General features: G+C 37.6%; 21 protein-coding genes and 1 riboswitch. Of the genes, 8 read left to right on the top strand and 13 right to left on the bottom strand.

Annotated elements, in window-relative coordinates:
• Positions 1-9: 9 nt before the first annotated feature.
• Positions 10-219 (bottom strand): helix-turn-helix domain-containing protein, encoded by a 210-nt coding sequence (locus C0975_RS07875; RefSeq protein WP_101775847.1) that lies wholly within the window; start codon positions 217-219, stop codon positions 10-12.
• 196 nt (positions 220-415) lie between these two features.
• On the opposite strand from C0975_RS07875, the gene C0975_RS07870 reads away from it, so the two are divergent.
• Positions 416-1,123, top strand: coding sequence for a helix-turn-helix domain-containing protein (locus tag C0975_RS07870; RefSeq protein WP_101775846.1), 708 nt, complete (start codon positions 416-418; stop codon positions 1,121-1,123).
• A gap of 314 nt (positions 1,124-1,437) precedes the next feature.
• Here the strand turns inward: C0975_RS07870 and pgi are convergent, their stop codons facing one another.
• Entirely contained in the window at positions 1,438-3,087 is a 1,650-nt protein-coding gene (gene pgi / locus C0975_RS07865; protein ID WP_101775845.1) for a glucose-6-phosphate isomerase, read from the bottom strand.
• A gap of 212 nt (positions 3,088-3,299) precedes the next feature.
• Positions 3,300-3,394, top strand: a riboswitch (TPP riboswitch).
• A gap of 119 nt (positions 3,395-3,513) precedes the next feature.
• Here pgi and C0975_RS11620 point away from each other — a divergent pair.
• A complete protein-coding gene (locus C0975_RS11620; RefSeq protein ID WP_245853331.1) occupies positions 3,514-4,500 on the top strand; it encodes a phosphomethylpyrimidine synthase ThiC in 987 nt (328 codons plus the stop codon).
• A 251-nt stretch (positions 4,501-4,751) separates the two neighbouring features.
• Here the strand turns inward: C0975_RS11620 and C0975_RS07855 are convergent, their stop codons facing one another.
• The 7 genes from C0975_RS07855 to fdhD form a co-directional block, all read right to left on the bottom strand.
• The gene (locus tag C0975_RS07855; RefSeq protein ID WP_101775844.1) at positions 4,752-6,995 is read right to left on the bottom strand and encodes a DEAD/DEAH box helicase family protein; all 2,244 of its coding nucleotides are present in this window, start codon (positions 6,993-6,995) and stop codon (positions 4,752-4,754) included.
• Positions 6,996-8,357, bottom strand: coding sequence for a site-specific DNA-methyltransferase (locus C0975_RS07850; protein WP_245853335.1), 1,362 nt, complete (start codon positions 8,355-8,357; stop codon positions 6,996-6,998).
• Between the two features lie 19 nt (positions 8,358-8,376).
• Positions 8,377-8,694, bottom strand: a complete 318-nt coding sequence (locus tag C0975_RS11615; protein WP_245853329.1) for a methyltransferase — start codon at positions 8,692-8,694, stop codon at positions 8,377-8,379.
• 185 nt (positions 8,695-8,879) lie between these two features.
• Positions 8,880-9,956 (bottom strand): alanine racemase, encoded by a 1,077-nt coding sequence (gene alr / locus C0975_RS07845; protein WP_174674050.1) that lies wholly within the window; start codon positions 9,954-9,956, stop codon positions 8,880-8,882.
• 5 nt (positions 9,957-9,961) lie between these two features.
• A complete protein-coding gene (locus C0975_RS07840; protein WP_101775842.1) occupies positions 9,962-11,365 on the bottom strand; it encodes a replicative DNA helicase in 1,404 nt (467 codons plus the stop codon).
• Between the two features lie 193 nt (positions 11,366-11,558).
• A complete protein-coding gene (uvrD, locus tag C0975_RS07835) occupies positions 11,559-13,739 on the bottom strand; it encodes a DNA helicase II (RefSeq protein WP_101775841.1) in 2,181 nt (726 codons plus the stop codon).
• Between the two features lie 152 nt (positions 13,740-13,891).
• Positions 13,892-14,713, bottom strand: a complete 822-nt coding sequence (gene fdhD / locus C0975_RS07830) for a formate dehydrogenase accessory sulfurtransferase FdhD (protein WP_101775840.1) — start codon at positions 14,711-14,713, stop codon at positions 13,892-13,894.
• 248 nt (positions 14,714-14,961) lie between these two features.
• Here fdhD and fdnG point away from each other — a divergent pair, with 248 nt between their 5' ends.
• The 4 genes from fdnG to fdhE all read left to right on the top strand — a co-directional run bounded on the left by fdnG (position 14,962) and on the right by fdhE (position 20,622).
• Positions 14,962-18,021 (top strand): formate dehydrogenase-N subunit alpha, encoded by a 3,060-nt coding sequence (fdnG, locus tag C0975_RS07820; RefSeq protein WP_143485128.1) that lies wholly within the window; start codon positions 14,962-14,964, stop codon positions 18,019-18,021.
• A gap of 1 nt (position 18,022) precedes the next feature.
• Positions 18,023-18,931 (top strand): formate dehydrogenase subunit beta, encoded by a 909-nt coding sequence (fdxH, locus tag C0975_RS07815; protein WP_101775837.1) that lies wholly within the window; start codon positions 18,023-18,025, stop codon positions 18,929-18,931.
• Positions 18,924-19,601: a formate dehydrogenase subunit gamma gene (locus C0975_RS07810; RefSeq protein WP_101775836.1), complete on the top strand. Its 678-nt coding sequence runs from the start codon at positions 18,924-18,926 to the stop codon at positions 19,599-19,601. Before fdxH ends, C0975_RS07810 begins: the two co-directional genes overlap by 8 nt.
• A gap of 91 nt (positions 19,602-19,692) precedes the next feature.
• Positions 19,693-20,622, top strand: a complete 930-nt coding sequence (fdhE, locus tag C0975_RS07805) for a formate dehydrogenase accessory protein FdhE (RefSeq protein ID WP_101775835.1) — start codon at positions 19,693-19,695, stop codon at positions 20,620-20,622.
• A 185-nt stretch (positions 20,623-20,807) separates the two neighbouring features.
• Here fdhE and C0975_RS07800 read toward each other — a convergent pair whose 3' ends face one another.
• Positions 20,808-21,512, bottom strand: a complete 705-nt coding sequence (locus tag C0975_RS07800; protein ID WP_101775834.1) for a tetratricopeptide repeat protein — start codon at positions 21,510-21,512, stop codon at positions 20,808-20,810.
• A gap of 9 nt (positions 21,513-21,521) precedes the next feature.
• Positions 21,522-22,238 (bottom strand): YwiC-like family protein, encoded by a 717-nt coding sequence (locus C0975_RS07795; RefSeq protein WP_101775833.1) that lies wholly within the window; start codon positions 22,236-22,238, stop codon positions 21,522-21,524.
• Between the two features lie 101 nt (positions 22,239-22,339).
• On the opposite strand from C0975_RS07795, the gene C0975_RS07790 reads away from it, so the two are divergent.
• Together C0975_RS07790 and C0975_RS07785 are read left to right on the top strand one after the other, a co-directional pair.
• Positions 22,340-22,693, top strand: coding sequence for a RidA family protein (locus tag C0975_RS07790; RefSeq protein ID WP_101775832.1), 354 nt, complete (start codon positions 22,340-22,342; stop codon positions 22,691-22,693).
• A 124-nt stretch (positions 22,694-22,817) separates the two neighbouring features.
• Complete coding sequence (locus tag C0975_RS07785; protein ID WP_101775831.1) at positions 22,818-24,146, top strand: cation:proton antiporter; 1,329 nt, start codon at positions 22,818-22,820, stop codon at positions 24,144-24,146.
• Positions 24,147-24,204: 58 nt separating this feature from the next.
• Here the strand turns inward: C0975_RS07785 and dnaX are convergent, their stop codons facing one another.
• Both dnaX and apt read right to left on the bottom strand, forming a co-directional pair.
• Positions 24,205-26,385 carry a DNA polymerase III subunit gamma/tau gene (gene dnaX / locus C0975_RS07780; protein WP_101775830.1) on the bottom strand — a complete coding sequence of 727 codons (2,181 nt, stop codon included), beginning with the start codon at positions 26,383-26,385 and terminating at the stop codon, positions 24,205-24,207.
• Between the two features lie 33 nt (positions 26,386-26,418).
• Positions 26,419-26,961, bottom strand: a complete 543-nt coding sequence (gene apt / locus C0975_RS07775) for an adenine phosphoribosyltransferase (protein ID WP_101775829.1) — start codon at positions 26,959-26,961, stop codon at positions 26,419-26,421.
• Positions 26,962-26,967: the final 6 nt, after the last annotated feature.

Here is a 26,967-nt window from a genome sequence, read left to right as displayed (position 1 = left end):
AATTATAATCTAATAACGTTCTGGCCATATTTCTTGTACTGGAATACCAATAAAATCAGCGATTATTTTTTCACCTTTAGGGTATTTTCGATCTAATGCATTATTAAGCGTTCTGGGATGTAAACCAGCTTGAACAGAAAGTTGAGCAAGCGAACTGCCTTTTTCCTTAATTGCAGCAATAATATATGCGCGATGCATATTCTTTTTACTCTTTTTCATTATGTGATATCCTTATGACTTAAATTAATACATGCTTCAGCACACATGTGAGTAACTGATAAGAACTATACAACCATTTTCAAAGGAACTCAATAGTTCTTTTTCAAAAAATTTATCTTCTTGATTTAATTTCAAACAGATCAATAGGTTAAATTCTCACAAAGTCAACATCAGTAGAGTTCCTAAAAAGGTTTTTATGCAGAACTATCAAGAGTGGTTTTCAATTAAAGAGCTTATGGGAAAAGGATTGTATTTACCTTCATCAGATAAAGGTATTGTGAAAAAAGCAGCTCGTGAGGGATGGATAAAGCGCCAAAGAGAAGGAGTTAAAGGAAGAACATTTGAATATCATTACTCTTCATTTCCAGTTGCTGTACAAAAACAACTTGGATTATATGATGAAAATAATCCTGTGAGTAACTCTTCTTTTAGTAAAAATATCGATGAACGAACCCATCATTATTCAACGCAACTACAAGTCAGTAAAGCAGGAAATAGCGAAGATCAGGTACAAATTCCCGTTTATCAAGATATTACCCTCAATCATTTTAACATACCACCTGATGATTACATTGGATTAAGTGCCCAATGGTTAAGTTTAAGAGGAATAGTTCCTAATAAACTTGCTTTTATCGTTGCTTCTGGAGATAGTATGCAGCCGACGATTCACAGCGGTGATCTTCTGCTAATTAATCGCGCGGTAATAACACCTAAAGATGGTGAAATTTATCTTATGCGTTTCGGCAAACAGCTATGGATAAAAAGAATTCAAGGGCTACCAAATGGTATTCGATTAATTAGTGATAATCAGCTGATTTATCCACCGATTGAATTAGATATGGGAAAAGATAAAAATGTTGAAATTATTGGTCGAGTTGTGTTTATAGGTCATCATTTAATTTAATTGCTCAAAAAATAATTGATATTAGTTTAATTTTTATATTTCATTTATTGCTTAGTTTAAATTTTATTCAGCCATATAAAAATAAGCTATTATTAAAATGTTTTTTATCTACGAATAAAATCGGGTTAATTAAAAATGATCACTCCCTTAATTTATTTTTAATGATGGTATTAAAATAAATACCAATTTGTGTTTATTTTAATCTATAAAAAGAAATTATTCTCCCTTCAGTAATAAAAAAATCTGCACTTCAATTGGATAATCAATCCCATCTTAAAGTGCAGATCTGCTATTAAATCTTATCGTTATTTAACTTAACGCCAAGATTTATATTGATTGATCAACCCATTAGTCGAACTATCATGGCTTTCAATTTTGTCATCATTAGCTAATTCTGGCAAAATGCGATTTGCCAATTGTTTGCCTAATTCAACTCCCCATTGATCGAAGCTATAAATATTAAAAATCACACCTTGTACAAAAATTTTATGCTCATACATTGCAATTAATGCGCCTAAGCTAAATGGTGTCATTTTTTGTACTAAAATAGAGTTAGTTGGTTTATTACCCGTAAAGACTTTGAATGGCACAATGTCTTTCACTTCATCTAGTGACTTACCTGCATTGATAAATTCAGCTTCAACCTCTTGCTTACTTTTACCAAAAGCCAGAGCTTCAGTTTGCGCAAAGAAATTTGATAATAATTTCTCATGATGATCAGCAAGTGGATTGTGTGTTTGCGCTGGCGCAATAAAGTCACAAGGGATTAGAGTCGTGCCTTGATGGATAAGTTGATAGAAAGCATGCTGACCATTAGTACCAGGTTCCCCCCAAATGATTGGTCCCGTTTGATAATTATTAATCTCCTTCCCATCACGATCAATGTATTTTCCATTTGATTCCATATTACCTTGTTGGAAATACGCCGCAAAACGATGTAAGTATTGATCATAAGGTAAGATAGCTTCTGTTTGCGCCCCTAAAAAATTCGTATTCCATAAGCCAACGAGCGCTAAAGTAGTTGGAATATTTTGTTCGATTGGCGCGGTACGGAAATGTTGATCCATCGCGTGCGCCCCTGCTAAAAGAGCTTCAAAATGCTCAAAACCAATTGATAATGCAATAGATAATCCAATCGCTGACCATAATGAATAACGACCACCAACCCAATCCCAGAATTCAAACATATTATGAGTATCAATACCAAATTCAGCTACAGCTTTAGCATTGGTTGAAAGGGCAGCAAAGTGTTTCGCCACATGCTGCTGTTCTTTAGCACTTGCTAAGAACCAATCACATGCAGAAAGCGCATTTGTCATAGTTTCTTGAGTGGTAAAAGTTTTCGAAGCCACTAAAAACAAGGTCGTTTCTGGATTCACTTTCTTCAACACTTCTGCGATATGTGTTCCATCAACATTCGATACAAAATGTAAATTCAAATGATTTTTATAAGGACGTAGTGCTTCAGTAACCATATAAGGCCCTAAGTCTGAACCACCAATACCAATATTAATCACATCAGTAATTGCTTTACCTGTATAACCTTTCCATTCACCTGAAATGACACGTTGACAAAACGCTTTCATTTTTGCTAATACCGCATTTACCTCTGGCATCACATCCTGCCCATCAACTAACACTGCTGTATTTGCTCGATTACGTAATGCCGTATGTAAGACAGCACGATCTTCGGTTCTATTGATTTTTTCACCTGTAAACATTGCTTCAATAGCATCAGATAATGCACATTCATTTGCTAATTGACGTAACAACGCTAATGTTTCTTTAGTCACATTATTTTTCGAAAAATCCACCAAAATCTCGTTATTAAACATCAATGAATAATCTGCAAAACGATCTTTTTCTTGAGCAAAAAGTTGCTGAATTGTCACCGCACTTTGTTGTTGGTTATGCTGTTCTAAGGCTTTCCATGCAGCAGTAGATGTTGGGTTAATGTTTTTCATAGCTTTTCCTTTTTTATGTCATATCAAATGAATGAAATAATATACTAAATTAGTTTTTTGGTTAAGAGGCAAAGGTTGAGTAAAAGCAAAGTTAAGTTTTATAAATCAATTAATTGTCTTATTTCTCTCCAAAGTCACAACTATTTTGTGATATAGCTCACATTTCTCAGTTTCTTTCTTGTTTTTTTTTGTTTCTTTACTTTTATACTCTTGTCCACTTGTCGGAGTGCTTTCGAGCTGAGACCATATTGGGATCCGTCGAACCTGTTAGGTTAATACCTGCGTAGGGAACAAGTTAAAATTCATCAAAATTAGACCGCTCTTTAGTGATAAGGGAAACCTTATTTAACTGAAGCGATGAGTTCACCCCTCCCTCACTTCAACAAGCAATTTACTTTATTACACATTAAAAAGGTATATTTGCTTATGTCAAAACTTACAACTCGCCGTGAAAAACGTGCTTCAGCCCAAAGTTTCATTCAAACATTAAAAGGTTATCAGCATCCCAGCTCTTCGCGCATTTACCTGCAAGGCTCACGAGCTGATATCCAAGTACCTATGCGTGAAATTCATTTAAGTCCGACATTAGTTGGTGGTGATAAAGATAACCCGCAATATGAAGCTAATGAGTCCATTCCTATTTATGACACGTCGGGCATTTATGGCGATGAAAATCAACACATTGATGTTACTAAAGGTATCCCTGCTTATCGTGATGCTTGGATCTTAGAACGTAGTGACACTGAATACCTCACAGGATTAAGCTCAGAATATGCTAATCAACGCTTGCAAGATAACACATTAGATGAATTGCGTTTTCAGCTTAAATGTCAAGTCAAACAAGGCAAAATAGGAAAACGAGTAACGCAATTACACTATGCACGTCAAGGCATTATTACGCCAGAAATGGAATTTATCGCGCTTCGTGAAAATATGGGACGAGACAGAATTAAAAGCGGAATACTATTACAACAACATCAAGGACAGAATTTTGGTGCTCAAATTCCTCCCCATATTACACCTGAATTCGTACGCCAAGAAGTCGCCGCAGGTCGTGCCATTATTCCTTGTAACATCAATCACCCTGAATTAGAACCAATGATTACTGATTTATATTTTGTTGCTGAGCATTTAAATTATCTACAACAACGTTATTGGAAAAACCGTTATTCCATATCATTTCCACGATTACGCCCTTGTGCAGGCGGCATGCAACCTACTGTAGAAATAAGTGACAAGCAATTACTCCAAGCTATTTGTGCATTCCGCTTGTTTATGCCAGAGATAGAACTTTCCCTATCGACCAGAGAGTCACCTTATTTCCGTGATAATGTTGTTCCTATTGCAATTAATACGATAAGTGCTGGTTCTAAACGCAGCCCGGTGGTTATGCTAATCGCAATACTGAATTAGATCAATTTTCACCTTATGATGAGCGTTCAGTATCTGAAGTAGCGCAAGCCTTAATCCAACGTGGATTACAACCAGTTTGGAAAGATTGGGATGACTATTTAGGGCGTTAATAACAAAAAATTAACAAAAACAATCTAGTCAGTAAAAAGGAGGGGCACAATCCCCCAGATTAAAGAGCAGATTTTTTATGACTAAATATCATAGAGTCTTCGAGAAGCAAGAAGTCAGTGCCTATCTCACATCTAAAAAATCTACAATGTGAGTTGTACCCAGTTTGGATGAGCCATGTCATCCACATACTCCTGATTATTTAAGTAAAGATCTAAATCCTTATCTCGCACAAAACCAAATTGATAACCATGTTTTTTTGCGAAAGCTTTTAATGCATTAAATTTTAATGCTGCAAAAGGATCAATGTTTTTATCCCGCCCTGTTGCATCTTCGCCTCCTTTGGTTTCGATTAACCAAATCTCACCACTGGTAGTCTTCACAATGTAGTCAGGATAGAATAACCGCTGCTTATCCACGCCTGTGTAATACACGATAGAAAGATAATCCTGCCCTGTATCACCATTTTTATACACAAACGCCACATTAGGGTTACATTCACAATATTTCTCAAACAAACGTTCACAAATAGAACGGTAGGTACCAGCAGTAATTTGACTTGAGTAATTTTTATATGCATTGCGTTCAAAAATAGTTGCTACACTGGTTGGATCGTAGGGATAAAGCGCCTGTAAAGGTATCTTAAACACATCTTCTCTTAGTGGATTTGTGCCAAAATCCAGTGAATGCTGTTGCTTCGCTGAAGCAAATTGTATAAACAATATGTTAAATTTATCGATATTATTGATCACAAAAGCATAAAAGCCCTTCAAATTTAATTTAAGCAATTTGTATTTCGACAAACCAAAATCTGCCAAAAATAGAAACTGTAACATCTGGCGCGTACGTTCATAGCTCAACCCCAAATGTTTTTTCAGACTATCAATATGCTGACGTAAATCAATGCCATGTTCGTGTGTATTCACCAGATAATGTAGAGCATGATATTGATTTGGTTCTTCCTTAATTTGGTGCAATGTTCGATAACGCCCTGTCAAATATTGACGATATAAATGTTCGCCAAACACAAAACCCGCATTTTCTAAACAACGTTGATTTTCTACTACATTGGAAGTGAGTTTAAATTCTGTCTTGAAAAACTCGTACAATCTCGACCGCACTTCCACATCATTTTCAAAATCTGCATCCTTATTGCGCAGTTCCTTTTTCAACTCGACGCGCTTCGGTTCATCTTTTAAAAAGAGGCGTAAATACTCATTACCGCCACTCTTTCTTGCTGCTTCTTTATATTTCTCATCAAAAGTATAAAGATAGGAACAGTCCAAAATATCTTTACCATAATGTCTTGCCATTGGCATTCGGCGAAGTCGTCCAAGCGTTTGAATTTCAAAACTTTCGGACATATTTTCCCGTAGTTTCACTAATACCTTAGCTCTTGGGCAATCCCAACCTGTCGCCAATGCTTGCTTAAACAGTAAAAAGACTGGCTCCGCATTATGATGTGTAATGCTGTCAGGCTGGTCGATTTCACCAATATTAATTTTGCCAATCTTGTGTGATTTCTTATCTTGACTGTTTTCTGGACTTAACCACTTCGCCACCATTTTATTTTCATAAGAGTACCCCATTTCCGCTAATTTCGTTTCCACAAAATCAATCAGCTCATCATTCATGTTTGGGAATTGTACCAACACAAGTGGTCGAATTGCTTCATTCTCTTGCAAATAAGCCGCAGCAATTTGTTGGCGGATGCTATCGGCTTTTTGCAGCAAAAGAGCGGTTTCATTTTGAATGTTTTCCATTTGCTCAGTATTAAGATCCTTATTGATATACATTGCTCTGGTAATCAAACCTTCGTTGATCACATCCACTTCCTTGATTTCGTAAAAAGTCGCCTGTGGATTAGGTTGTGGCGTAGCTGACACACGAATTTCCATATCTGCATTGAGTGTATCAATAATATCTCTTGCTTTCGCTGTATCGTTTTGGTGTTCTTCATCAATAATCACAATAAACTTTTTATTAGCACGATGAGCATCCGCAATATGTTGCTTGAGATTTTTTCGCTCACTCTCTTTCAATGCGATATTACCTTTTTTAGTGATAGTTTCCCAGTTGATAAAATAACTCGTGCCTTGCTCAAAACCACCATTGAGAATATCCGATAAAGTTGCTGTTCTTGAAGTTGGTGAAAAACGTTCCATTCTCTCTTTTGATTGCTGTTCTAAATCACCTTTGCCTACCGTAAACCAGCAAAAAATTGCATTGGGATAATCCATCCAAAAGGTTTCAATAAATCGAATTAAAATAATAGTTTTACCACTGCCAGTCGGACTTTTCATCACAATTTGTGCTTTTTTATTGGAAGAACTCATTAAAAAATCCACTGCTTGTTGTTGAAAATCTTTTAATTTTAAACCGATCATTTATAGTTCCCCCATTTCAACTAATTCTTGGCGAAAATAATATTCTGGAATTTCAATCACACGAATTTTTTTTGCAGCTACCAACGCATTTTGGCGCCTTGAAAATAAGATATCTGACGTAATAAATAGTGTGGATTTTTCCGTGATGTTTTCTGTTAAGATTTCAGCTAATTGTTCTTCATTCTCAAGTAAAAACACTGTTTGATGATCAATTTCACAACCAAAATCTAATTCAATTAAGGGACGAATATAAGGCAGTAATTGATTACGTAAAGTGCGGTCGTTTTCAGCAAATTTTTGAATAAAATCGGTTTTTAAATACTTCAAATTATGTGGCAAATCCGTTTGAATATTTTTAAGGCGCTGATAAGTCACTTCTTCGCAAATATTATTTTCATTATTGGTACACAGAATATAAGTACGATTACCACCATCTTCTTTATTCAGTTGAGCTACAGCGTGACCAGTAGTACCAGAACCAGCGAAGAAGTCGAGGATGATAGAATTAGATTGTGAATAAAGTGAAATACACTGTTTAATTAATTTCACTGGTTTTGGATAAGTAAATAAAGCCTGACCACCAAAAATCTCTTTTAATTCTTTTGTTGCTGTTTGAGAATGATCAACTTCACTGTATTTCCAAATTGTCATTGGCACAACCGATTGATTTACTTCTGATAAAAAACGCTTTGTTTGAGGAATACTGTTATTTTTTGAACCAAACCAAATTCTTTTATCCTCTAACATTTCATAAAACCTTTCTTGAGAATAAACCCAGCTTCTACCTTGCGGTGGATACACAATTTTTCCTGTGGGTGTTGTAATAGGGTAAATATTACTTTCAACAGCTGGTCCAACAGATAAATCACTTGTTTTCCAAACTCCTCTAGGATCATTATCTGGATTTTTATAACGATTATTAGCTTCCTCTGAACGTTTTAATTTATTACTTATCGTTAATTCTTTATTTTTTGCATAAACTAAAATGAAATCGTGGCTTTCAGAAAAATGTTTCTTTAAGTTAACTGGTGAATATGCTCTTTCCCATACAATTTGAGCAAGAAAATTTTGCTCACCAAAAATCTCATCACATAATAACTTCAATTGAGCCTGCTCATTATCATCAATAGAAATAAAAATCACGCCCTGTGGGCTTAATAAATTTTTTGCTACGGCTAACCGCTTGTTCATAAAAGAGAGCCATTTAGAGTGGGAATAACCGTCGGTTTTATCTACAATATGATCATCGTAAATAAAGTCTTTATTACCTGTATTATAAGGTGGATCAATATAGATCAGATCGATCTGGCTACGGTGTGTTTTTTCGAGAAGTTTAAGAGAATGGAGATTATCGCCTTCGATTAAAAAATTAATAGACTGCTCACCTACTGTTCGCTCGCTGTTCGCTCGCTGTTCGCTCGCTGTTCGCTCGCTGTTCGCTCGCTGTTCGCTCGCTGTTCGCTCGCTGTTCGCCAGCGATTATCTGGCGGTCTTTTAACTCTGTCAATACTGGAATATGCTTTTTGAGCATTTCCTCAACATTTTCACTATGTTCTTCCCAAACTAAACCATATTTCTTGCTAACTAAAGCATTTTCAATTTCATTAAATGCTTGAAGGTGAACATCATCATTGTGTGCTGCTTTTAACTCTGCCAAAAAAGCGAGCATTTTCTCTCGTTTCTGTTGGGATAGATTCATTTTTTCTCCTTAACAATATATGAAGTAAAACTTTGCCTTCTTTAAACATTTCATGTTATCAAAAAAATTTTAGAATGCTTTTTTAAACATTCTAATTTTAATTGAGTTATGATAATCAATGCGTTGAACAACATTGATTATACTAAAAAATGCGGTAAAACTGACCGCACTTTCTTTATCTACTATTAATCCACATATTCTGTTAATACACGTGGCGTTAACTTTGTAATAAGTTCATAGCTGATTACGCCACTAATTTTGGCAATTTCTTCAATGGGAAGCTCTTTACCCCATAAAATTACTTCATCACCAACACTATCTTGGCTTTCTTGACCTAAATCTACCGTCAGCATATCCATAGATACCTTACCTACTATTGGTACACGGCGACCATTTAAATACACAGGCGTTCCTGTCGGCACATCTCGAGGATAGCCATCACCATAACCAATCGCGACCACACCAATTTTAGTTTCTTTATCGCTCACCCATACTCCACCATAACCAACAGGTTCACCTTCTTTATGATTTTTAATAGCAATTAACGAGGAGGTTAACATCATAACTGGTGTAAGATCATATTCTTGTGCAGGGATGTTGACTGGTGAAATGCCATACATAATAATGCCTGGTCGAATCCAATCTAAATGCGATTCTGACCAAAACAAAATGCCGCCTGAAGCAGCAATACTGCGCTGTCCATTTTTATCTTTTGTACAATGCAAGAAACGACTTAATTGCATCGACGTATAATCACAGTCTAGCTCATCTGCACGACTAAAATGGCTAATAAAACAAATATCAGGATCGACATTAGGTGAGCTTTTAAGTGTGTGATAAAAGTCATCAACTTGATCTAAATCTACGCCTAAACGGTGCATGCCCGTATCAATTTTAAGCCAAACTTTAATTGGTGTTGGCACTTTTGCTGCTTGCAATGCCCGTAATTGCTCCACATTATGTACAACGGTTTGAATATTATTGATCGCAATAACAGGCAAATCTTTATCACAAAAAAAGCCTTCAAGTAACAAAATAGGTTTCGTAATCCCATTTGAGCGTAAACTTAAGGCTTCTTCTAAACGAGCAACACCAAAGCAATCAACCATGTCTTCTACGGCGGATGATACAAACACGACTCCGTGCCCATAAGCATTTGCTTTGACGACTGCAATAATTTTACTGTTTGGTGCTTTCTGCTTAATAGTTTGGATATTATGTTTTAGCGCAACAGAACTAATTTTGGCTGTTGCAGGTTTCATATTCATTAATAATCGTCTCTCATATCTCGTTGTTCAGCTAAATTATCAAAGCGAGAATATTGTCCTCTAAAGGCAAGTCTGACACGTCCAATTGGACCGTTACGCTGTTTACCAATAATAATCTCTGCGACCCCTTTATCTTCGGAGTTTTCGTTATACACTTCATCACGATAAATAAACATGATCAAGTCAGCATCTTGCTCAATAGAGCCAGACTCACGTAAATCTGAATTGACAGGACGTTTATCTGCGCGATTTTCTAACGTACGGTTAAGCTGTGACAATGCAATGACCGGCACTTCCAATTCTTTTGCCAGTGCTTTTAAAGAACGAGAAATTTCTGCAATTTCTAAAGTACGGTTATCGGCAAACCCTGGCGCACGCATTAATTGTAAATAGTCCACCATAATTAGGCTTAACCCACCATTTTCCCGATATACGCGTCTTGCTCTTGAACGCAATTCTGTCGGTGTTAAACCAGAAGAATCATCAATATATAAATTTGGTTTATTTGCAAAAAGTCCCATTGTACTACCAATTTTTGACCAGTCGCTTTGATCTAACCCCTGCCCAGTACGAATTTTTGTTTGATCCACACGCGATAAAGAAGCTAATGAACGCATCATAATCTGTTCTGCTGGCATCTCTAAACTGAATACAAGCACAGGTTTCTCACTTTTCAATGCCGCATTTTCACACAGGTTCATCGCAAAAGTGGTTTTCCCCATTGATGGACGCGCGGCAACAATAATCAAATCTGAAGGCTGTAAGCCCGCTGTTTTTTTATCAAGCGCATCAAAGCCCGTACTGACCCCAGTGATACCGTTATGCCCTTCCGCTTTACTTAATAACTCAATACGATCAATAGTCTTTTCAAGAATAGCGCAGATATTTTGTGGACCATCATTTGAAGTCGTCCTTTTTTCAGAAATCGCAAATACTTTTCGTTCTGCCTCATCTAAAATATCTTTTACTTCCATACCTTTAGTGCTGTAACAACTTTGTGCCACATCATTACTCACACTGATTAAATCACGTAAGATCGCACGATCACGTACAATCGCTGCATAAGAAACAATATTAGAAACACTTGGTGTATTTTTCGAAAGCTCAGCTAAATAAGCAAATCCACCGACATCTTCACTTAAATTTTTCTCTTTCAGAAATTCATAAATATTAATTAAATCAATTGGTTTACCTTGGCGTACCAAGTTTTCCATCTCTTGAAAAATGACACGATGAGCGGCTAAATAAAAATCATCAGGAATTAACATATCACTAATGCTATCCCAATGTGCAGGATGAATAAGAATGCCCCCTAAAACAGACTGTTCCGCCTCTAAGGAATGAGGCGGCACAATGCCTTGTTCAAGTGGTTTAGTTGAAATCTGGGAGGTCTTTTTTGCCATAAGAGTTGGTTTTTTATTAGAATCAAAATTAGCCTATATCATATACTAATTCTTTTTTTTATTTAAGTAAGAATTGGGAGTAAAACACGAAGTCAACACATCAATTCAGCACAAATTTTCTAAAAACAGACCGCACTTAAACAGTTAAAGTGCAATCTATTCTGACAAAATTAAACGCTATGTTTGGGCTATATTAACGTAGCTTTTCTAATTTTGCCAAATGTGCGATAAGCCATTTAATTCCTTGATTTTGAAAAGCAATTTGTAAACGTGTGTTGTTATCAGTACCTTCAACATTAATGATTGTACCTTGTCCAAATTTCGCATGTAATACTTTTTGCCCCATTTTCCATTCACTCTCGTTCAGAGTTGGCGCAACAGATCCCACTTTTTGTTGATTCATCGCGCGCGTGACTGTACCACGTAAACGTACCTCTTGAATGCATTTTGATGGTAATTCAGCGATAAAACGTGAAGGCAAATGACGTTCTTCTTTAGCATATAAACGACGACTTTCCGCATAACAAATCGTTAACTTTTGTTTAGCTCGAGTAATTCCTACATAAGCTAATCGGCGTTCTTCTTCTAAGCGTCCTGGCTCTTCAAAAGAACGGAAACTTGGAAATAAGCCTTCTTCAACACCAACCATAAACACACGTGGAAATTCTAAGCCTTTAGCAGAATGTAAGGTCATCATTTCTACATAATCTTGATGTGGAGAAGCCTGTTCTTCACCCGCTTCTAATGAAGCATGTGTTAAGAATGCAGTTAAATCAGAAAGCTCCTCCGCTTCATCAGGCTTAATAAACTCTTTGGTTGCTGTCACTAACTCTTCTAAGTTTTCAATCCGAACTTCGCCTTTTTCGCCCTTTTCTTGCTTATACATTTCATATAAACCAGAATGTTTGATGACAAAATCAGTTTGGGCAAATAATGGCATTTCGGCACTGTCTTGGTGTAACGAGTTAATTAACTCGATAAAACGCTGTAACGCAATAGCTGCTCGTCCAGTCAGTAAGTTCTCATCAATCGCTAAGTGAGTAGCTTGCCATAACGTCACCGCACGTTCACGAGTTAAGCGACGTAAAATATCCAAGGTTCGATCTCCAATCCCACGTGCTGGCGTATTGATTACTCGCTCAAAAGCTGCATCATCCTGACGATTGGCAATTAAACGTAAATAAGCTAATGCATCTTTAATTTCCTGGCGTTCAAAGAAGCGCATTCCGCCATAAATACGGTACGGGATTTGTGCACGAATCAACGCTTCTTCGATAACTCGTGATTGGCTATTACTACGATACAAGATCGCACAGTCATTCAACTTGCCCCCTTGCTCCAACCACTGTTTCACTTGTGCCGCAACAAATAAGGCTTCATCCAGTTCATTAAATGCAGCATAGATCCCTACAGGATCGCCCAGCTCTCCTTCTGTCCATAAATTCTTACCTAATCGGTTGCTATTATTTGCAATAAGCTGATTAGCGCTTTGTAAAATATTACCCGTAGAGCGGTAATTTTGTTCAAGACGAATTGTTTGTGCTTGAGGGAAATCCTCTAAAAAGCGTTGAATATTTTCAATTTTTGCACCACGCCAACCATAGATGGATTGATCATCATCCCCCACAATCATCACTTTACCTTGCTCACCAGCTAACAATCTGACCCAAGCATATTGAATTTTATTCGTATCTTGAAACTCGTCGACTAAGATATGCTGGAAACGTTGTTGGTAGCGTTGTAGGATAACGGGCTTTTTCAGCCACAGTTCATAAGCGCGTAACAACAACTCTGCAAAATCCACTAAACCTGCACGATCACAAGTATCCTGATAAATTTGATAAATCTTAATCCATTCACGTTCATGGCGATCGTTGTTATCATCAATTTGATGCGCGCGTAACCCTTCATCTTTCTTATTATTAATATACCAACAGACTTGTTTGGGAATAAAAATTTTCTCATCAAAATTGTGTAATTTAAGTAAGCGTTTAACTAAACGAAGTTGATCATCAGAATCGAGAATTTGGAAATCTTGTGGAAGGTTGGCATCAAGATGGTGAGCGCGTAGTAAACGATGTGCAATACTATGGAAAGTTCCTACCCACATACCAAATAAGCGTTTTGCCGCATGTTGAGCTAAGGTCTTTTCAATACGTTGACGCATTTCAGCAGCAGCTTTATTGGTAAAGGTTACTGCCATAATACTGCCTTCAGAAATAGTTTCGACTGCAATCAGCCAAGCAATACGATGAGTCAATACACGCGTTTTTCCACTACCTGCCCCAGCTAAAACGAGGTAATTACCTAAAGGTGCAGCCACTGCTTCACGTTGTTTATCGTTTAACCCATCCAATAATTCTGAAATATCCATGCTGCTCTTTACCTTCATTTTTCATTTTACTATTCCATTTACATCATACCAGTAACTAAATGGAATAAATCAGGGCAGACACTATGCGCTGCCCCAATGTTGAGTATGTCATCAAACTGTCTTTTTATACAGTAAAATTATAGAGAAAATTCTTAAAAAAACAACCGCTCTTTTCCTGCATATATTGTGGCGCGACCTTCTCGAGCAAAGCCAACTAATGTCAATCCACATTGTTCTGCCATACTCACAGCCAACTCTGTACCCGCTGAAATTGCAATTAACATCTCAACACCACATACCGCTGTTTTTTGTACCATTTCATAACTAGCACGACTGGTCACGACAACAAAACCTGTTGGTTTACCTTGTTTAGCATACCAACCTAATAACTTATCTAAAGCCACATGACGTCCAACATCTTCACGAATTGCTAATAAATGACCTGCAATATCAAAAAAGCCTGCGGCGTGAGTTGATCCTGTTTGTTTGCCTAATTCTTGCGCTTGTTGTAATTGGTTAAGGCAATCTTCTAATTTATTTAAATCAAACTGCAAAGTGCGGTCTAATTTTGGCAAATTTTTATGTACTTGTTGCAATTGTTCAGTACCACAAATCCCACAACCAGTACGCCCCGCTAAAGTACGACGTTGCTCTTTTAAACGCACAAAACAACGGGTTGCTAGCTCAATTTGCACTTCAATCCCATGGCATACCCTAATAACATCAATGCCATAAATATCACTCACTTTATCAATAATTCCTTCAGCCAAAGAAAAACCTAAGGCGAAGTCAGCCAAATTTTGTGGTGAACACATCATTACTGTATGGGAAATTCCGTTATAAACTAAAGCAACGGGAGTCTCTGTAGCAAGATTTTCTTCTTTTAACGCATAAGTTATTGTTTTGTTTTTTATTTGTTGGTTTTTTGTTAATTTATTAAAAAAACTAACTTTTACTTTTGTGATCCAAGTCAAAATATTTTTCCTTATTAATGGTTATGGGTTATAGATTTACCATTAAAAAATCAGTATCCTAAAAGGTGCTTAAATTGTAGGTATTTACATACTTGTATGAGATATACCAACAATTCAAAACTTGGCAAGATTGTAATACAATTTTAACAAGTGAAAAACAAGCCCAAAAATATTTAACGATTTATTTAACGAATTTACTACTATCACATGCGAACAAACTTGTTTTGTCACGCTAAGGAGTATTATCTATGCAGGTCAGTAGAAGAAAGTTCTTCAAGATCTGTGCAGGGGGAATGGCGGGTACATCTGCGGCAATGTTGGGCTTTGCACCGACAGAAGCATTAGCAGCACCTCGCAATTACAAATTATTACGTGCTAAAGAAACACGTAATACCTGTACTTACTGTGCCGTTGGTTGCGGTATGTTGCTTTATAGCCTAGGCGACGGTTCAAAAAATGCTAAAGGCAAATTATTCCATATTGAAGGTGACCCTGATCATCCAGTTAGCCGTGGTGCACTCTGTCCTAAAGGTGCAGGCGCATTGGATTATGTAAACAGTGAACGCCGAGTTCTTTATCCAGAAGTACGTGAAGCAGGCTCAAAAGAGTGGAAACGTATTTCTTGGCACGAGGCGATCGAACGTATCGCACGACACATCAAAACTGACCGCGACGAAAACTTTATTACGCATAATGAAGCAGGCGTTGAAGTTAACCGCTGGATGACAGCAGGTTTCTTAGCAGGTTCTGCATGTAGCAATGAAACAGGTATCCTCACTCAAAAATTTGTACGTTCTCTCGGTATGATTTTTACCGATAACCAAGCGAGTATCTGACACGGACCAACGGTAGCAAGTCTTGCTCCATCATTTGGTCGCGGTGCGATGACAAATCACTGGGTTGATATAAAAAATGCCGATCTTGTTATTGTAATGGGTGGTAACGCCGCAGAAGCTCACCCTGTGGGATTCCGTTGGGCAATTGAAGCGAAAAAACAAAACGGCGCGAAGTTAATGGTGGTTGATCCACGTTTTAACCGTACAGCCGCTGTCGCCGATATTTATATGCCACTACGTCCAGGTACCGATATTGCCTTCTTATCAGGTGTTATTCGTTACTTATTAAATCATGACAAAATTCAACACGAATATGTCAAACACTATACTAATGCGACATTCTTAGTAAATGAGAATTTCAAATTTGAAGATGGCTTATTCTCTGGCTATGATTCAGAAACCCGTAAATATGATCGTTCAACTTGGGCATACCAGTTTGATGAAAATGGTGAACCTAAACGTGACATGAGTATGCAAGATCCACGCTGTGTGATCAACATGTTAAAACAACACGTTTCCCGTTATACACCAGAAATGGTTGAACGTATTACAGGTACAAAACAAAAAGACTTCCAAATTTTCTGCGAAGAAATTGCGAAAACTTGTGCACCAGATAAAGCGGCAACGTTTATGTACGCATTAGGCTGGACTCAACATACTGTTGGTTCACAAAATATTCGTACTATGGCAATGATCCAATTGCTATTAGGTAATATTGGTGTTTCTGGTGGCGGTGTAAACGCATTGCGCGGTCACTCAAACGTACAAGGTATTACAGATTTAGGCTTATTCCCAAATCGTCTACCAGCTTATATTCCATTACCAACTGAAACTGATGCTACGCTAGAAGCTTTCTTAAATCGTATTACCCCAAAAACGATGATGAAAGATCAGGTGAACTATTGGAAAAATACACCGAAGTTCATGGTCAGCATGCTAAAAACGTTCTATGCCGATAAAGGCACTAAAGAAAATGAATTCGGTTACCATTATTTACCAAAACTGCCAAAAGGCGGAATGGATCACATGCGTTACATTGAAGAAATGTATCAAGGTCGTGTGAATGGTTATTTCTGTCAAGGTTTCAACCCTATCGCTTCTTATCCAAATTCAGGCAAGATCATTAAAGCATTAAGCAAATTAAAATACTTAGTGATTTTTGATCCGCTTATTACTGATACATCAGAATTTTGGATGAACCATGGTGAATACAATGATGTAAAAACTGAAGAGATTCAAACTGAAGTCTTCCGTTTACCAACAACTTGTTTCGTGGAAGAAGATGGTTCTATTGCAAACTCTGGTCGTTGGTTGCAATGGCATTGGAAGGGTGCAGAACCACCGGGTGAGGCTAAAACTGATGGCGAAATTTTATCTGAAATTCGTGCAGAGTTAATCCATTTGTATAAAACAGAAGGTGGAAAAGCACCACTTGAGCCATTAGAAGCCATGAGCTGGAACTATGCAAATCCACTTGAACCAAAAGCAGAAGAAGTGGCTAAAGAGAATAATGGTTATGCATTAGAAAATTTATTTGATGCAAATGGCAATCTCATCTTGAAAAAAGGACAACTCCTTTCAAGCTTTGCACAAATGCGTGATGATGGCAGCACTTCTGGTGGCTGCTGGATCTATACCGGTCAATGGACAGAGAAAGGGAACCAAATGGCAAACCGTGATAACTCTGATCCATCTAACCTAGGTAATACATTAGGTTGGGCATTTGCATGGCCATTAAACCGTCGTATCCTTTACAACCGTGCGAGTGCTGATTTAGCAGGTAATCCATTTAACCCTAAACGTCCATTAGTCAAATGGAATGGCAAAAACTGGAACTATATTGATGTAGCTGACTTTGGTACCGCACCACCGAATAGCTCGACATTACCATTTATTATGCAACCAGAAGGCGTAAGTGGTTTATTTGTGCGTGAACGTATGGTTGATGGTCCTTTCCCTGAGCACTATGAACCAATGGAAAGCCCAATTGGCACTAATCCTCTGCATCCAAATGTAGTCTCAAGTCCAGTTGCACGTATTCTACCAGCAGATAAGGAAGATTTAGGTACTTCAGCTGATTTCCCTTACGTTGGAACCACTTATCGTTTAACTGAACATTTCCATTACTGGACGAAGAACTCACTTTTAAACGTTATCGCTCAACCTGAGCAATTCGTCGAAATTGGTGAAGATCTTGCGAAAGAAAAAGGCATCAGCAATGGTGATACAGTGAAAGTCAGCTCAAAACGTGGCTATATCAAAGCCGTTGCAGTTGTCACTAAACGTATCCGTACATTAATGTCTGATGGAAAACCAATTCATACTGTAGGTATCCCAATTCACTGGGGCTTCTCAAGTGTAGGCAAAAAAGGCTTCTTTGCGAACAACTTAACTGTTCGTACTGGTGATGCAAATACGCAAACACCTGAGTCAAAATGTATGTTAGTTAATATTGAGAAAGTGGGGGCTTAAGATGGGTGTTGTACAATCTCAAAATATAATCAAAGCCTCTGCGACATCAAACTTTACACCCGCACCACAGGCGCGTGATCATCAAATTGAAGTGGCTAAATTAATTGACGTCACGACTTGTATTGGTTGTAAAGCTTGTCAAGTAGGCTGTTCTGAATGGAATGATTTACGTGCCGAGCCAGAAAAATGCGTGGGAGTATACGATAATCCAATCGATCTCAACGCGAAAGCATGGACTGTGATGAAGTTCAATGAGGTGGAAGAAAACGATCGTCTTGAATGGTTAATTCGTAAAGACGGTTGTATGCACTGTAGTGAGCCTGGCTGTTTAAAAGCTTGTCCTGCGCCAGGCGCAATTATCCAATATGCTAATGGTATTGTTGATTTCCAATCAGACAAATGTATTGGCTGTGGTTACTGTATCGCAGGCTGTCCATTCAATGTACCACGCATGAATCCAGAAGATAATCGCGTATACAAATGCACTTTATGTGTTGACCGTGTGACTGTGGGTCAAGAACCTGCTTGTGTCAAAACGTGTCCAACGGGTGCCATTCGTTTTGGTAGTAAAGAAGAAATGAAGCACTACGCAGAAAAACGTATTGCAGACTTGAAATCGCGCGGCTATGAAAATGCAGGCTTATATGATCCAGAAGGTGTGGGTGGTACGCATGTCATGTACGTACTACATCATGCAGATAAACCTGAACTTTATTCTGGCTTACCAAAAGATCCATCTATCGACTTGAGTGTCAAACTTTGGAAAGATGTATTAAAACCAGTAGCGGCAGTTGCAATGGGCGGTATCGTATTAAGCGAAATTGCTCACTATATCGCAGTGGGTCCAAATACAGAAGAATTTGACGAACATGATGAAGACGAAGCACATAATGGAGGCAAACATGAGTAAGATTAAGATCAGCAACGATCGTAAAATCGTGCGTCATAAACTGCCTGCGCGTCTAAGCCATTGGTTACTTGTGATCTGTTTCTTTGTCACTGGGTTATCAGGACTTGCTTTTTTCTTCCCTGATTTTGCGTGGTTAACTGAGATTCTTGGTACGCCACAACTTGCGCGCTTTGTGCACCCATTTACAGGAATTATTATGTTCATTGCATTTCTTAACTTATGTCGTATTTATTGGCGACATAATTTCCCAGAGAAAAACGACTGGGTTTGGTTAAGAAATATTCATGAAGTACTAAAAGGCAATGAGCATGCTGTTTCTGACAACGGTAAATATAATCTTGGTCAGAAAATGTTATTCTGGACCTTGATTCTTGCGATGTTAACTCTACTTGTCACAGGAATTATTATGTGGAGACAATATTTTTCACATAATTTCTCTATTCCAGTGATTCGTATTGCCATCTTATTCCACTCTACCAGTGCATTCTTACTTTTCACTGGTATTATGGTACATATTTATATGGCATTCTGGGTGAAAGGTTCTATCCGTGGTATGGTCGAAGGCTGGGTTACAGTACGCTGGGCGAAAAAACACCACCCGCGTTGGTATCGTGAAGAAGTTTTACCTCAATTAGAAAAAGAAGAACAAGAGAAACATAGCCAAAAATAAACTATGCTAACTCAATAAAAGTGCGGTCAAATTTTCAGAAATTTTCTAAAAAGCGACCGCACTTTATTTGTTACTTAAACAAGGAAAAATGATGAGTATCAGAATTTTACCCGAATCAGAAATCAAACAAGCTGCCAGTTCTTTTAGCGCCCCAGCATTGCTATTCGCCAATCCGAAAAATCTCTACCAACGCCGTGCAGAGCGCTTTACTACGTTTGCCAAAGCGCATCCCTTAGCTGACTATTTAACCTTTGCTAGTTTAGTTTCTGAAGCACAGCTCGCCGTATTAAAAAACCATCCAATCACCCCAGATTCTCGCTTAAGTGAAAACAATATCTCAGCCGAATTATTGGCAACACAGCCGCTGCATTTTAAACGTTGGCAGCGAGATCCTGTCTGGTTAACATTATTAACAGCGCTTTTAAATGAGATAAAACCTAAAGCCAATAACAATATTCTGACTACGATTGAATGGTTAGAAAAAGCGTCTGCAACAGAACTAAACCAATTAGCAGATCACTTACTCGCACAAGAATTTAGCCGAGTGAGCAGCGATAAAGCTGTATTTATTTGGGCTGCACTTTCACTCTACTGGTTACAATTGGTCCAGCAAATCCCACATTCTAGCCATAAAGAAAGTAACGAGAATCTACATGTCTGCCCTGTTTGCGGATCTGCACCCGTTGCCAGTGTAATTCACTTTGGCGCAGAACAAGGCTTACGCTATTTACATTGTGCCCTATGTGAAAGTGAGTGGAATATGGTACGTGCAAAATGTACTAACTGTGATCAAACAGGTAAACTTGATTATTGGTCACTAGATAGCGAAGTCGCGGCAGTAAAAGCCGAAAGCTGTGGAGATTGTCATAGCTATCTGAAAGCACTTTATCAAGAGCACGACCCCAAAGTAGAAGCTGTTGCTGATGATTTAGCAACATTATTTTTGGATGTCGAAATGGAAGAAAAAGGTTTCCAACGCAGTGGATTAAACCCGTTTCTATTTCCAAATAGTGAAACATAATTCGCTTATTTTAAATAACAATAACTCATTCATGCTGGCTAAAATAAAATGCATGCTATAAACACTGATTGAAGAATAGGCTTATTTTTGCTTTTATATTTAGAAATGCATGTCCACTGTTTTATTCAGATAAAAAATAGGCAGGTCATTATTGAGCTGCCTATTTTTACTTTTGCATTCACAATTTATTGCAATACGGACAAACGTTGCTGCGCTAAAGCGGCAAGTTCACCTTGTTGATTAGATAATTTTTGATACCAATACACGGCTTGTTTCTTATTTTTCTTGGTACCTTCCCCTTTTTCATACATCATTGCCACACGGTATTGCGCATCATGATTACCTGCTTCCGCTGCTTTTTTAAACCATTTAAAAGCATTAGCGAGTTGTTTTAATTCATTTTCATAAATTTGCCCAAGTACCATCATAGCATCTAGTGAACCTGAATTTGCGGTTTTCTCAAACAACTTAATACTATGCTGAATGTCTTTCTTAACACTATTGCCTTGTAAATAAAAGACAGCCAGATTATTGATTGCTTTAATACTTCCCTTTTCAGCCGCTTCACTAAACCACCAATAAGCTTTTTCAAAATCTTGCGCAACACCTTGTCCTCTGGCATATAAAATACCTAAATTGGCTTGAGCTTGATAATCTCCCTTTTGCGCTAAAGGTAAAATTAATTCAAAAGCCGTTTTCCAATCTTGTTTATCTGCCGCTTGCAAAATTAATTGTTGACGCTCATCATCACTCAACCCCTGCGAAATTTGTTCATTTTCGACCGCACTTGATACCACTGGTGTAGCAGAAGCTACCCGTTCCTCTGTCAACGGTTGTGCCTGAGCAAAAAAGGCATTCATAAGTATACTCAATACAAGCGTTTTTTTCATAGCTAAACCTTATCGTGTCGCAACTAATAACATCACAAAAAAGACGAAAGAAACCACCATTTCAGCTAATCCAACTTGCTTTACACTGAGCTTAACGCGTGGCAGCCAAATAGCACGAACTAATGGTGGTAAATAAGCTAATGCTAACAAATATTGTTGCAAAGGTAAAAACATCAACACACAAAACAAATGAAAAATAATGGAAGCTTTTAAATAAAGTGGGTTCTTACGTTCGCGTAAAACCGATTTGACATAAAGCGTTGTACCAATAAAGAACAAACTTGGATAAAGTGCAACGAACCAAATTTGAATATCAAATCGACGTTCTGCAAAATAATAAGCTGCCATCCCTGCAATAGCGAAAATAGTAATGCCGGCAAAATCATTTAACAATGCACGTTCATCTTTTTGTTTAACATAGTAAATACTTACCACGACGAGAGGTAACATCACGATGACAAAATAGACAATATGCCAGTTATACCATAGTGCAGGTAATGCAAACAAGGCACTAGCACTACCATAAATCCAACTCCATTTGATATTCATCGGCATATTTCTTCCTTTAAATAGATTCAGGAAAGGATAAGTCATAAGATACAGTGCTGCCCAAGCTAAAAATAGGAAAAGATGTTGCCAGATTGGCTGAGATGAAAGCATGCCATATAAAAATGGCATTAATGCCATCACAATCGCACCATGTTGATTAGAAATTAGTAACTTCATTATTCAATCGCCAGACTAAAATTAAGTTGCGTAATTTTAACGAGTTTGATACAAAATAGATATTATATTTGTTCGTTATTCAATCAAAAGAGGGCAAAAAAATGGTGAGTATCCAACGTTTTCACTCAACATCACGTTTATCTGAAATGGCAATTTATAATGGTGTAATCTATTTAGCAGGTCAAGTACCAGAAAAAACGGTACAAGAAGCAGCCTATGAACAAACAAAAGAAATATTAGATTTAATTGATCAATTGCTCGCTGAAGTAGGCGCGAATAAAAGCCGTATCATTAGTGCTCAAATTTATCTAGCAGATATGAGTGATTATGATGAGATGAATCGCGCTTGGGATGAATGGGTCGATACTAAATCACCGCCAACACGTGCTACTGTAGAAGCAAAATTAGCCGTACCAGACTGGAAAGTTGAAATTGTTATCACTGCTGCCGCTTAATTTGTACAATATTTTATTCATATACAAATTTCTGCTTTCTCATTAAACAAACTTTGTCTTATACTTAATGGGCTAATTTCTTAATGAAATTAGCCTTTTTATTTACTCCTCTGGAAAGCATCCTATGAATATTTATACCTATATCTGTTTTTTATCCACCATTTCCATCCTAATTGGTTTTGTAACACGCAAGCTCAACGATAAAATCCAATACACGATTGCGATTACCGCCACTTCAATAATTGTTTCTGTCTTATTTCTTATCTTCGGTCATCTCTCTTGGTTTAAACTTGATGTGGTTGCTACTCACGTAATGGAGCAAATAGATTTCAAAAGCTTCTTACTCAACGGGATACTAGGTTTTTTATTATTTGCAGGTGCCTTGGGAATTAAGCTGCCAGTTTTAAAAAATCAAAAATGGGAAATCACCACTTTCGCCCTTCTCTCAACACTCACTTCCACTTTCATTATCGGCTTCCTTCTCTATACAATTTCCAGTGTCATCGGACTACAAATTGAACTAGTCTATTGCATTTTATTCGGTGCTTTAATTTCACCCACCGACCCTATTGCAGTATTGGCTATTATCAAGAACTTAAAAGCACCAAAGCGTTTATCCATGCAAGTGGAAGGTGAATCGTTATTCAATGATGGGGTTGGCTTAGTGATTTTTACAACGATTTTCGCAGTGGCTTTTGGTGATCATACTCCAACTGCAGGTGGGATTGCTGAACTATTTTTACAAGAAACAATCGGTGGTATCTTATTTGGCTTTGTTATTGGCTTTATTGCGCATTTACTAATTTCAGCAACAGATGATGGCAGCTTAGAGATTCTACTAACATTAACTATTCCAACAGCAGGTTTTATGTTAGCCAATCTATTACATGTCTCTGGCGCACTGGCAATGGTCGTATCAGGCATTCTCATTGGTAATTGGACAAGGCATACAGGGTTCTCTAAACAAAGCCGTCTTTACCTCGATCATTTCTGGGAAATGATTGATCACTTTTTGAACTCTCTGTTATTTTTGCTTATCGGTCTTGCACTATTATTAGTTGATTTTACAACACAAGGTTTAATTTTATTGCTATTCGCCATTCCGATCTGCTTAGCTGGTCGATATATCAGCGTGTGGATACCTTTTCAAATCATGCAACGATTCCGCCACTATAATCCTTATACTTTACGTATTCTCACTTGGGGCGGCTTACGTGGCGGTCTCTCTCTTGCAATGGCATTATCAATACCCAAAGGTATATTATTTATTGAACATATCGGCATGGATATTCGCGATTTACTCCTTGTCATGACTTATGCAGTGGTCACTTTTTCTATTTTAGTGCAAGGATCTACCATTGAGAAAATGATTAAAAAAGCTAAAGAAAGCATCATGCATAAACGTGGTTATGTTGATTTAAATCCACAAAAACAAAACCAACGTAAACACTAACAAAAATGCCCTCAATAGTTGAGGGCAACAAAACGCAATAAAAACTGACCGCACTTTATTACACAGGTTTCACTGTTGTAAGATCTAATTCAGCATTAAATTCTGTTAAAAAAAGCTGTAACTTATCATCTTGTTGTAAATCTTGTTTGGCTTTTTCACGTAATGCTTTATAAGTCTGACGATACCAATCTGTTGGACTAAACTGTGTATTGTTTGTGGTTTCAATCGATAAAATGATCTCTTGCTGCTGAAATTGAGTAAGTGCTTGCTGTAAATTCTGCAATGCAGCGGGTGTATTTAAATGGGCTTTTTCTGCTTTAACACCGAGCACAATCTGATTTTCTTTTTGCTCAATCAAAATACAATTCAGCGCTAATTCTTTAGTTAAATTATTGATATTTAACGATTCAGCAAGATCAGTCCAATGATCTTGCTCGCGTGCAATTTTAATCACTTTGGCACGCAGTGCTGGGGTAATCTCCTGTTCTAACGATTGCTTCAAGTCAGAGGGTTTCATGCCTTCTTGTGTCTTCGCTAATTCTGGGTTACGCCACTCCCAACGATAAGTTTCAGCGAGGTTATTTTCTTCCAGTTCCTCTTGTTCCAATTCATCAGTTTCATTGAGATTATCAAGAGTCGAAGTCGCCAAGTGATGTGATGAAGTTAATTCAGCGACTTTTTGTTGGAAAGTAGATGAGGATTTAGCTGGTGTTATTTGTGTATTTTGCAGCTGAGTTGCCACTTCTTTTCTCATTTCAATGATTGGCAGTGCAGTCAGCTTTTTTTCATTTTCAGCCATTTCTGTGGCAGGCACAGAAGTTAACTCGCTAAGAGGTTGACTAAGGTTTTTTTTTTCGTTTTTGTGTGGATTAATGCTTAGTTCATCTAATTTATCAATTTGTGCTAATGCTTCTAACGCCACAGAATATCCCACAGAATCGACTTCAACATGCTGATGAGATGGCGTTGTGATTGGCTTAGCACTTACATCTGTTGTAGTAGATGCTTTCACGTTACCTTTATATTGCGCTTTAATATTTTGTGATACCACTGGTATATCAACATAAGCTGATTGTGTTGCTACAGCTAAACTTTCAGCTGTATTCGTTGGTGCAATCGGATTTACGGAGGAAGCATGTGTTGACTTCACATCGGCGCTCACTAACTTTGGGTGAAAGGCTAAAGCACGCAACAATGTCATTTCAACACCCATACGGCGATTCGGTGCTAGCACTAATTCTTTACGCCCAGTTAAAATGACTTGATAAAAGAATTGTATATCTTCTGGTGAAATATGGCTGGCTAAAAAACCAATTTGGCTACTATCATCAATTTGTTGGCTAGGCAGTAATTGCTGCATCGCAATCTTATGCAAATTTTCTGCCATATCACGTAATAATTCATCCCAATCCCCTCCTTTCTCTGCGACAGCCTGTACTGCTTGCATGACAGCTTCACCATTCCCTTGCTGCAAAGCATGAATCATATCTAACGCTTGATTATCATCTAATAAACCTAGCATTTCATTCACGATAGATAATGTAATGTTACCATTACTCATGGCAATCGCTTGATCCGTTAAACTTAAACTGTCACGAAGACTTCCCTGGGCAGCTTTAGCCAGCTTATCTAATGCCAGAAAGTCAAAAGGAATATTCTCTTGTTTCAGAATAAATTCTAAATGTTGTGCAATTTGCTGCTGCTCCAAAGCTTTTAGATGGAACTGCATGCAACGTGATAAAATCGTGATTGGTAGTTTTTGTGGATCAGTAGTGGCAAGTAAAAACTTAACATATTCTGGCGGTTCTTCTAACGTTTTAAGCAATGCATTGAAAGAATGGCGCGATAGCATGTGTACTTCATCAATCAAGTAAACTTTATAACGCCCTTGTACTGGCTTATATTGCACATTATCCAGTAACTCGCGCGTATCTTCTACTTTAGTACGTGAAGCTGCATCAATTTCAATTAAATCAATGAAATTCCCTTCTTCAATCGCCTTACAATGTTCACACACGCCGCAAGGTTCAGCCGTTACGCCATTAACACAATTTAAGCCTTTGGCAAACAAACGTGCTATTGAAGTTTTTCCAACACCACGAGTTCCCGAAAATAAATAGGCATGATGTAAGCGGTTCTCTTTCAAGCCATTGGAAAGTGCAGTCAAAATATGGCGCTGCCCTACAACATCGTTGAAGGTTTTTGGTCGCCACTTTCTTGCCAATACTTGATAGCTCATTTGTTTTCCTTTTTCTAAAATAGCAAACTTGAATTAATGCCCTTCAAAATTCACTAATGTATAAGTTTCAATACCAAGATCATTTAAACGTTTTTCACCGCCTAAATCAGGTAGATTAATCACAAATGCGGCATGTTTGACTTCCCCACCTAAACGCACCACTAATTTGGCGGTTGCTTCAATAGTCCCACCGGTTGCTAATAAATCGTCAATAATCAAGACATTATCATTCTGTGCAATGGCATCAGTATGGATTTCCAGAGTATCTTGACCATATTCTAATTGGTAAGATTGTGAGATAGTTTCGCGTGGTAATTTGCCCGGTTTTCTTACTAAAACAAAAGGCACATTTAATGCTAATGCGATTGGCGCGCCAAAAATAAAACCTCGTGATTCTGTACCAAGCACTTTACTGATACCTTTATCTTTGTAACGTGCAACAATCAAATCGATCACGGCGTGAAATGCCTCTGGCACTTCTAATAAGCTCGTGATATCACGGAAAATAATGCCTTCTTTTGGGTGATTTGGGATAGACTTAATAGAAGATTTAATTAAAGCGAGTTCGTTATTCATTGTTTT

It is taken from the genome of Pasteurella oralis, from assembly GCF_002850605.1.
GTDB lineage: Bacteria > Pseudomonadota > Gammaproteobacteria > Enterobacterales > Pasteurellaceae > Pasteurella > Pasteurella oralis.
The sequence above is the reverse complement of the archived record's forward strand: the minus strand, read 5'-3'. Positions and strand labels throughout refer to the sequence as shown.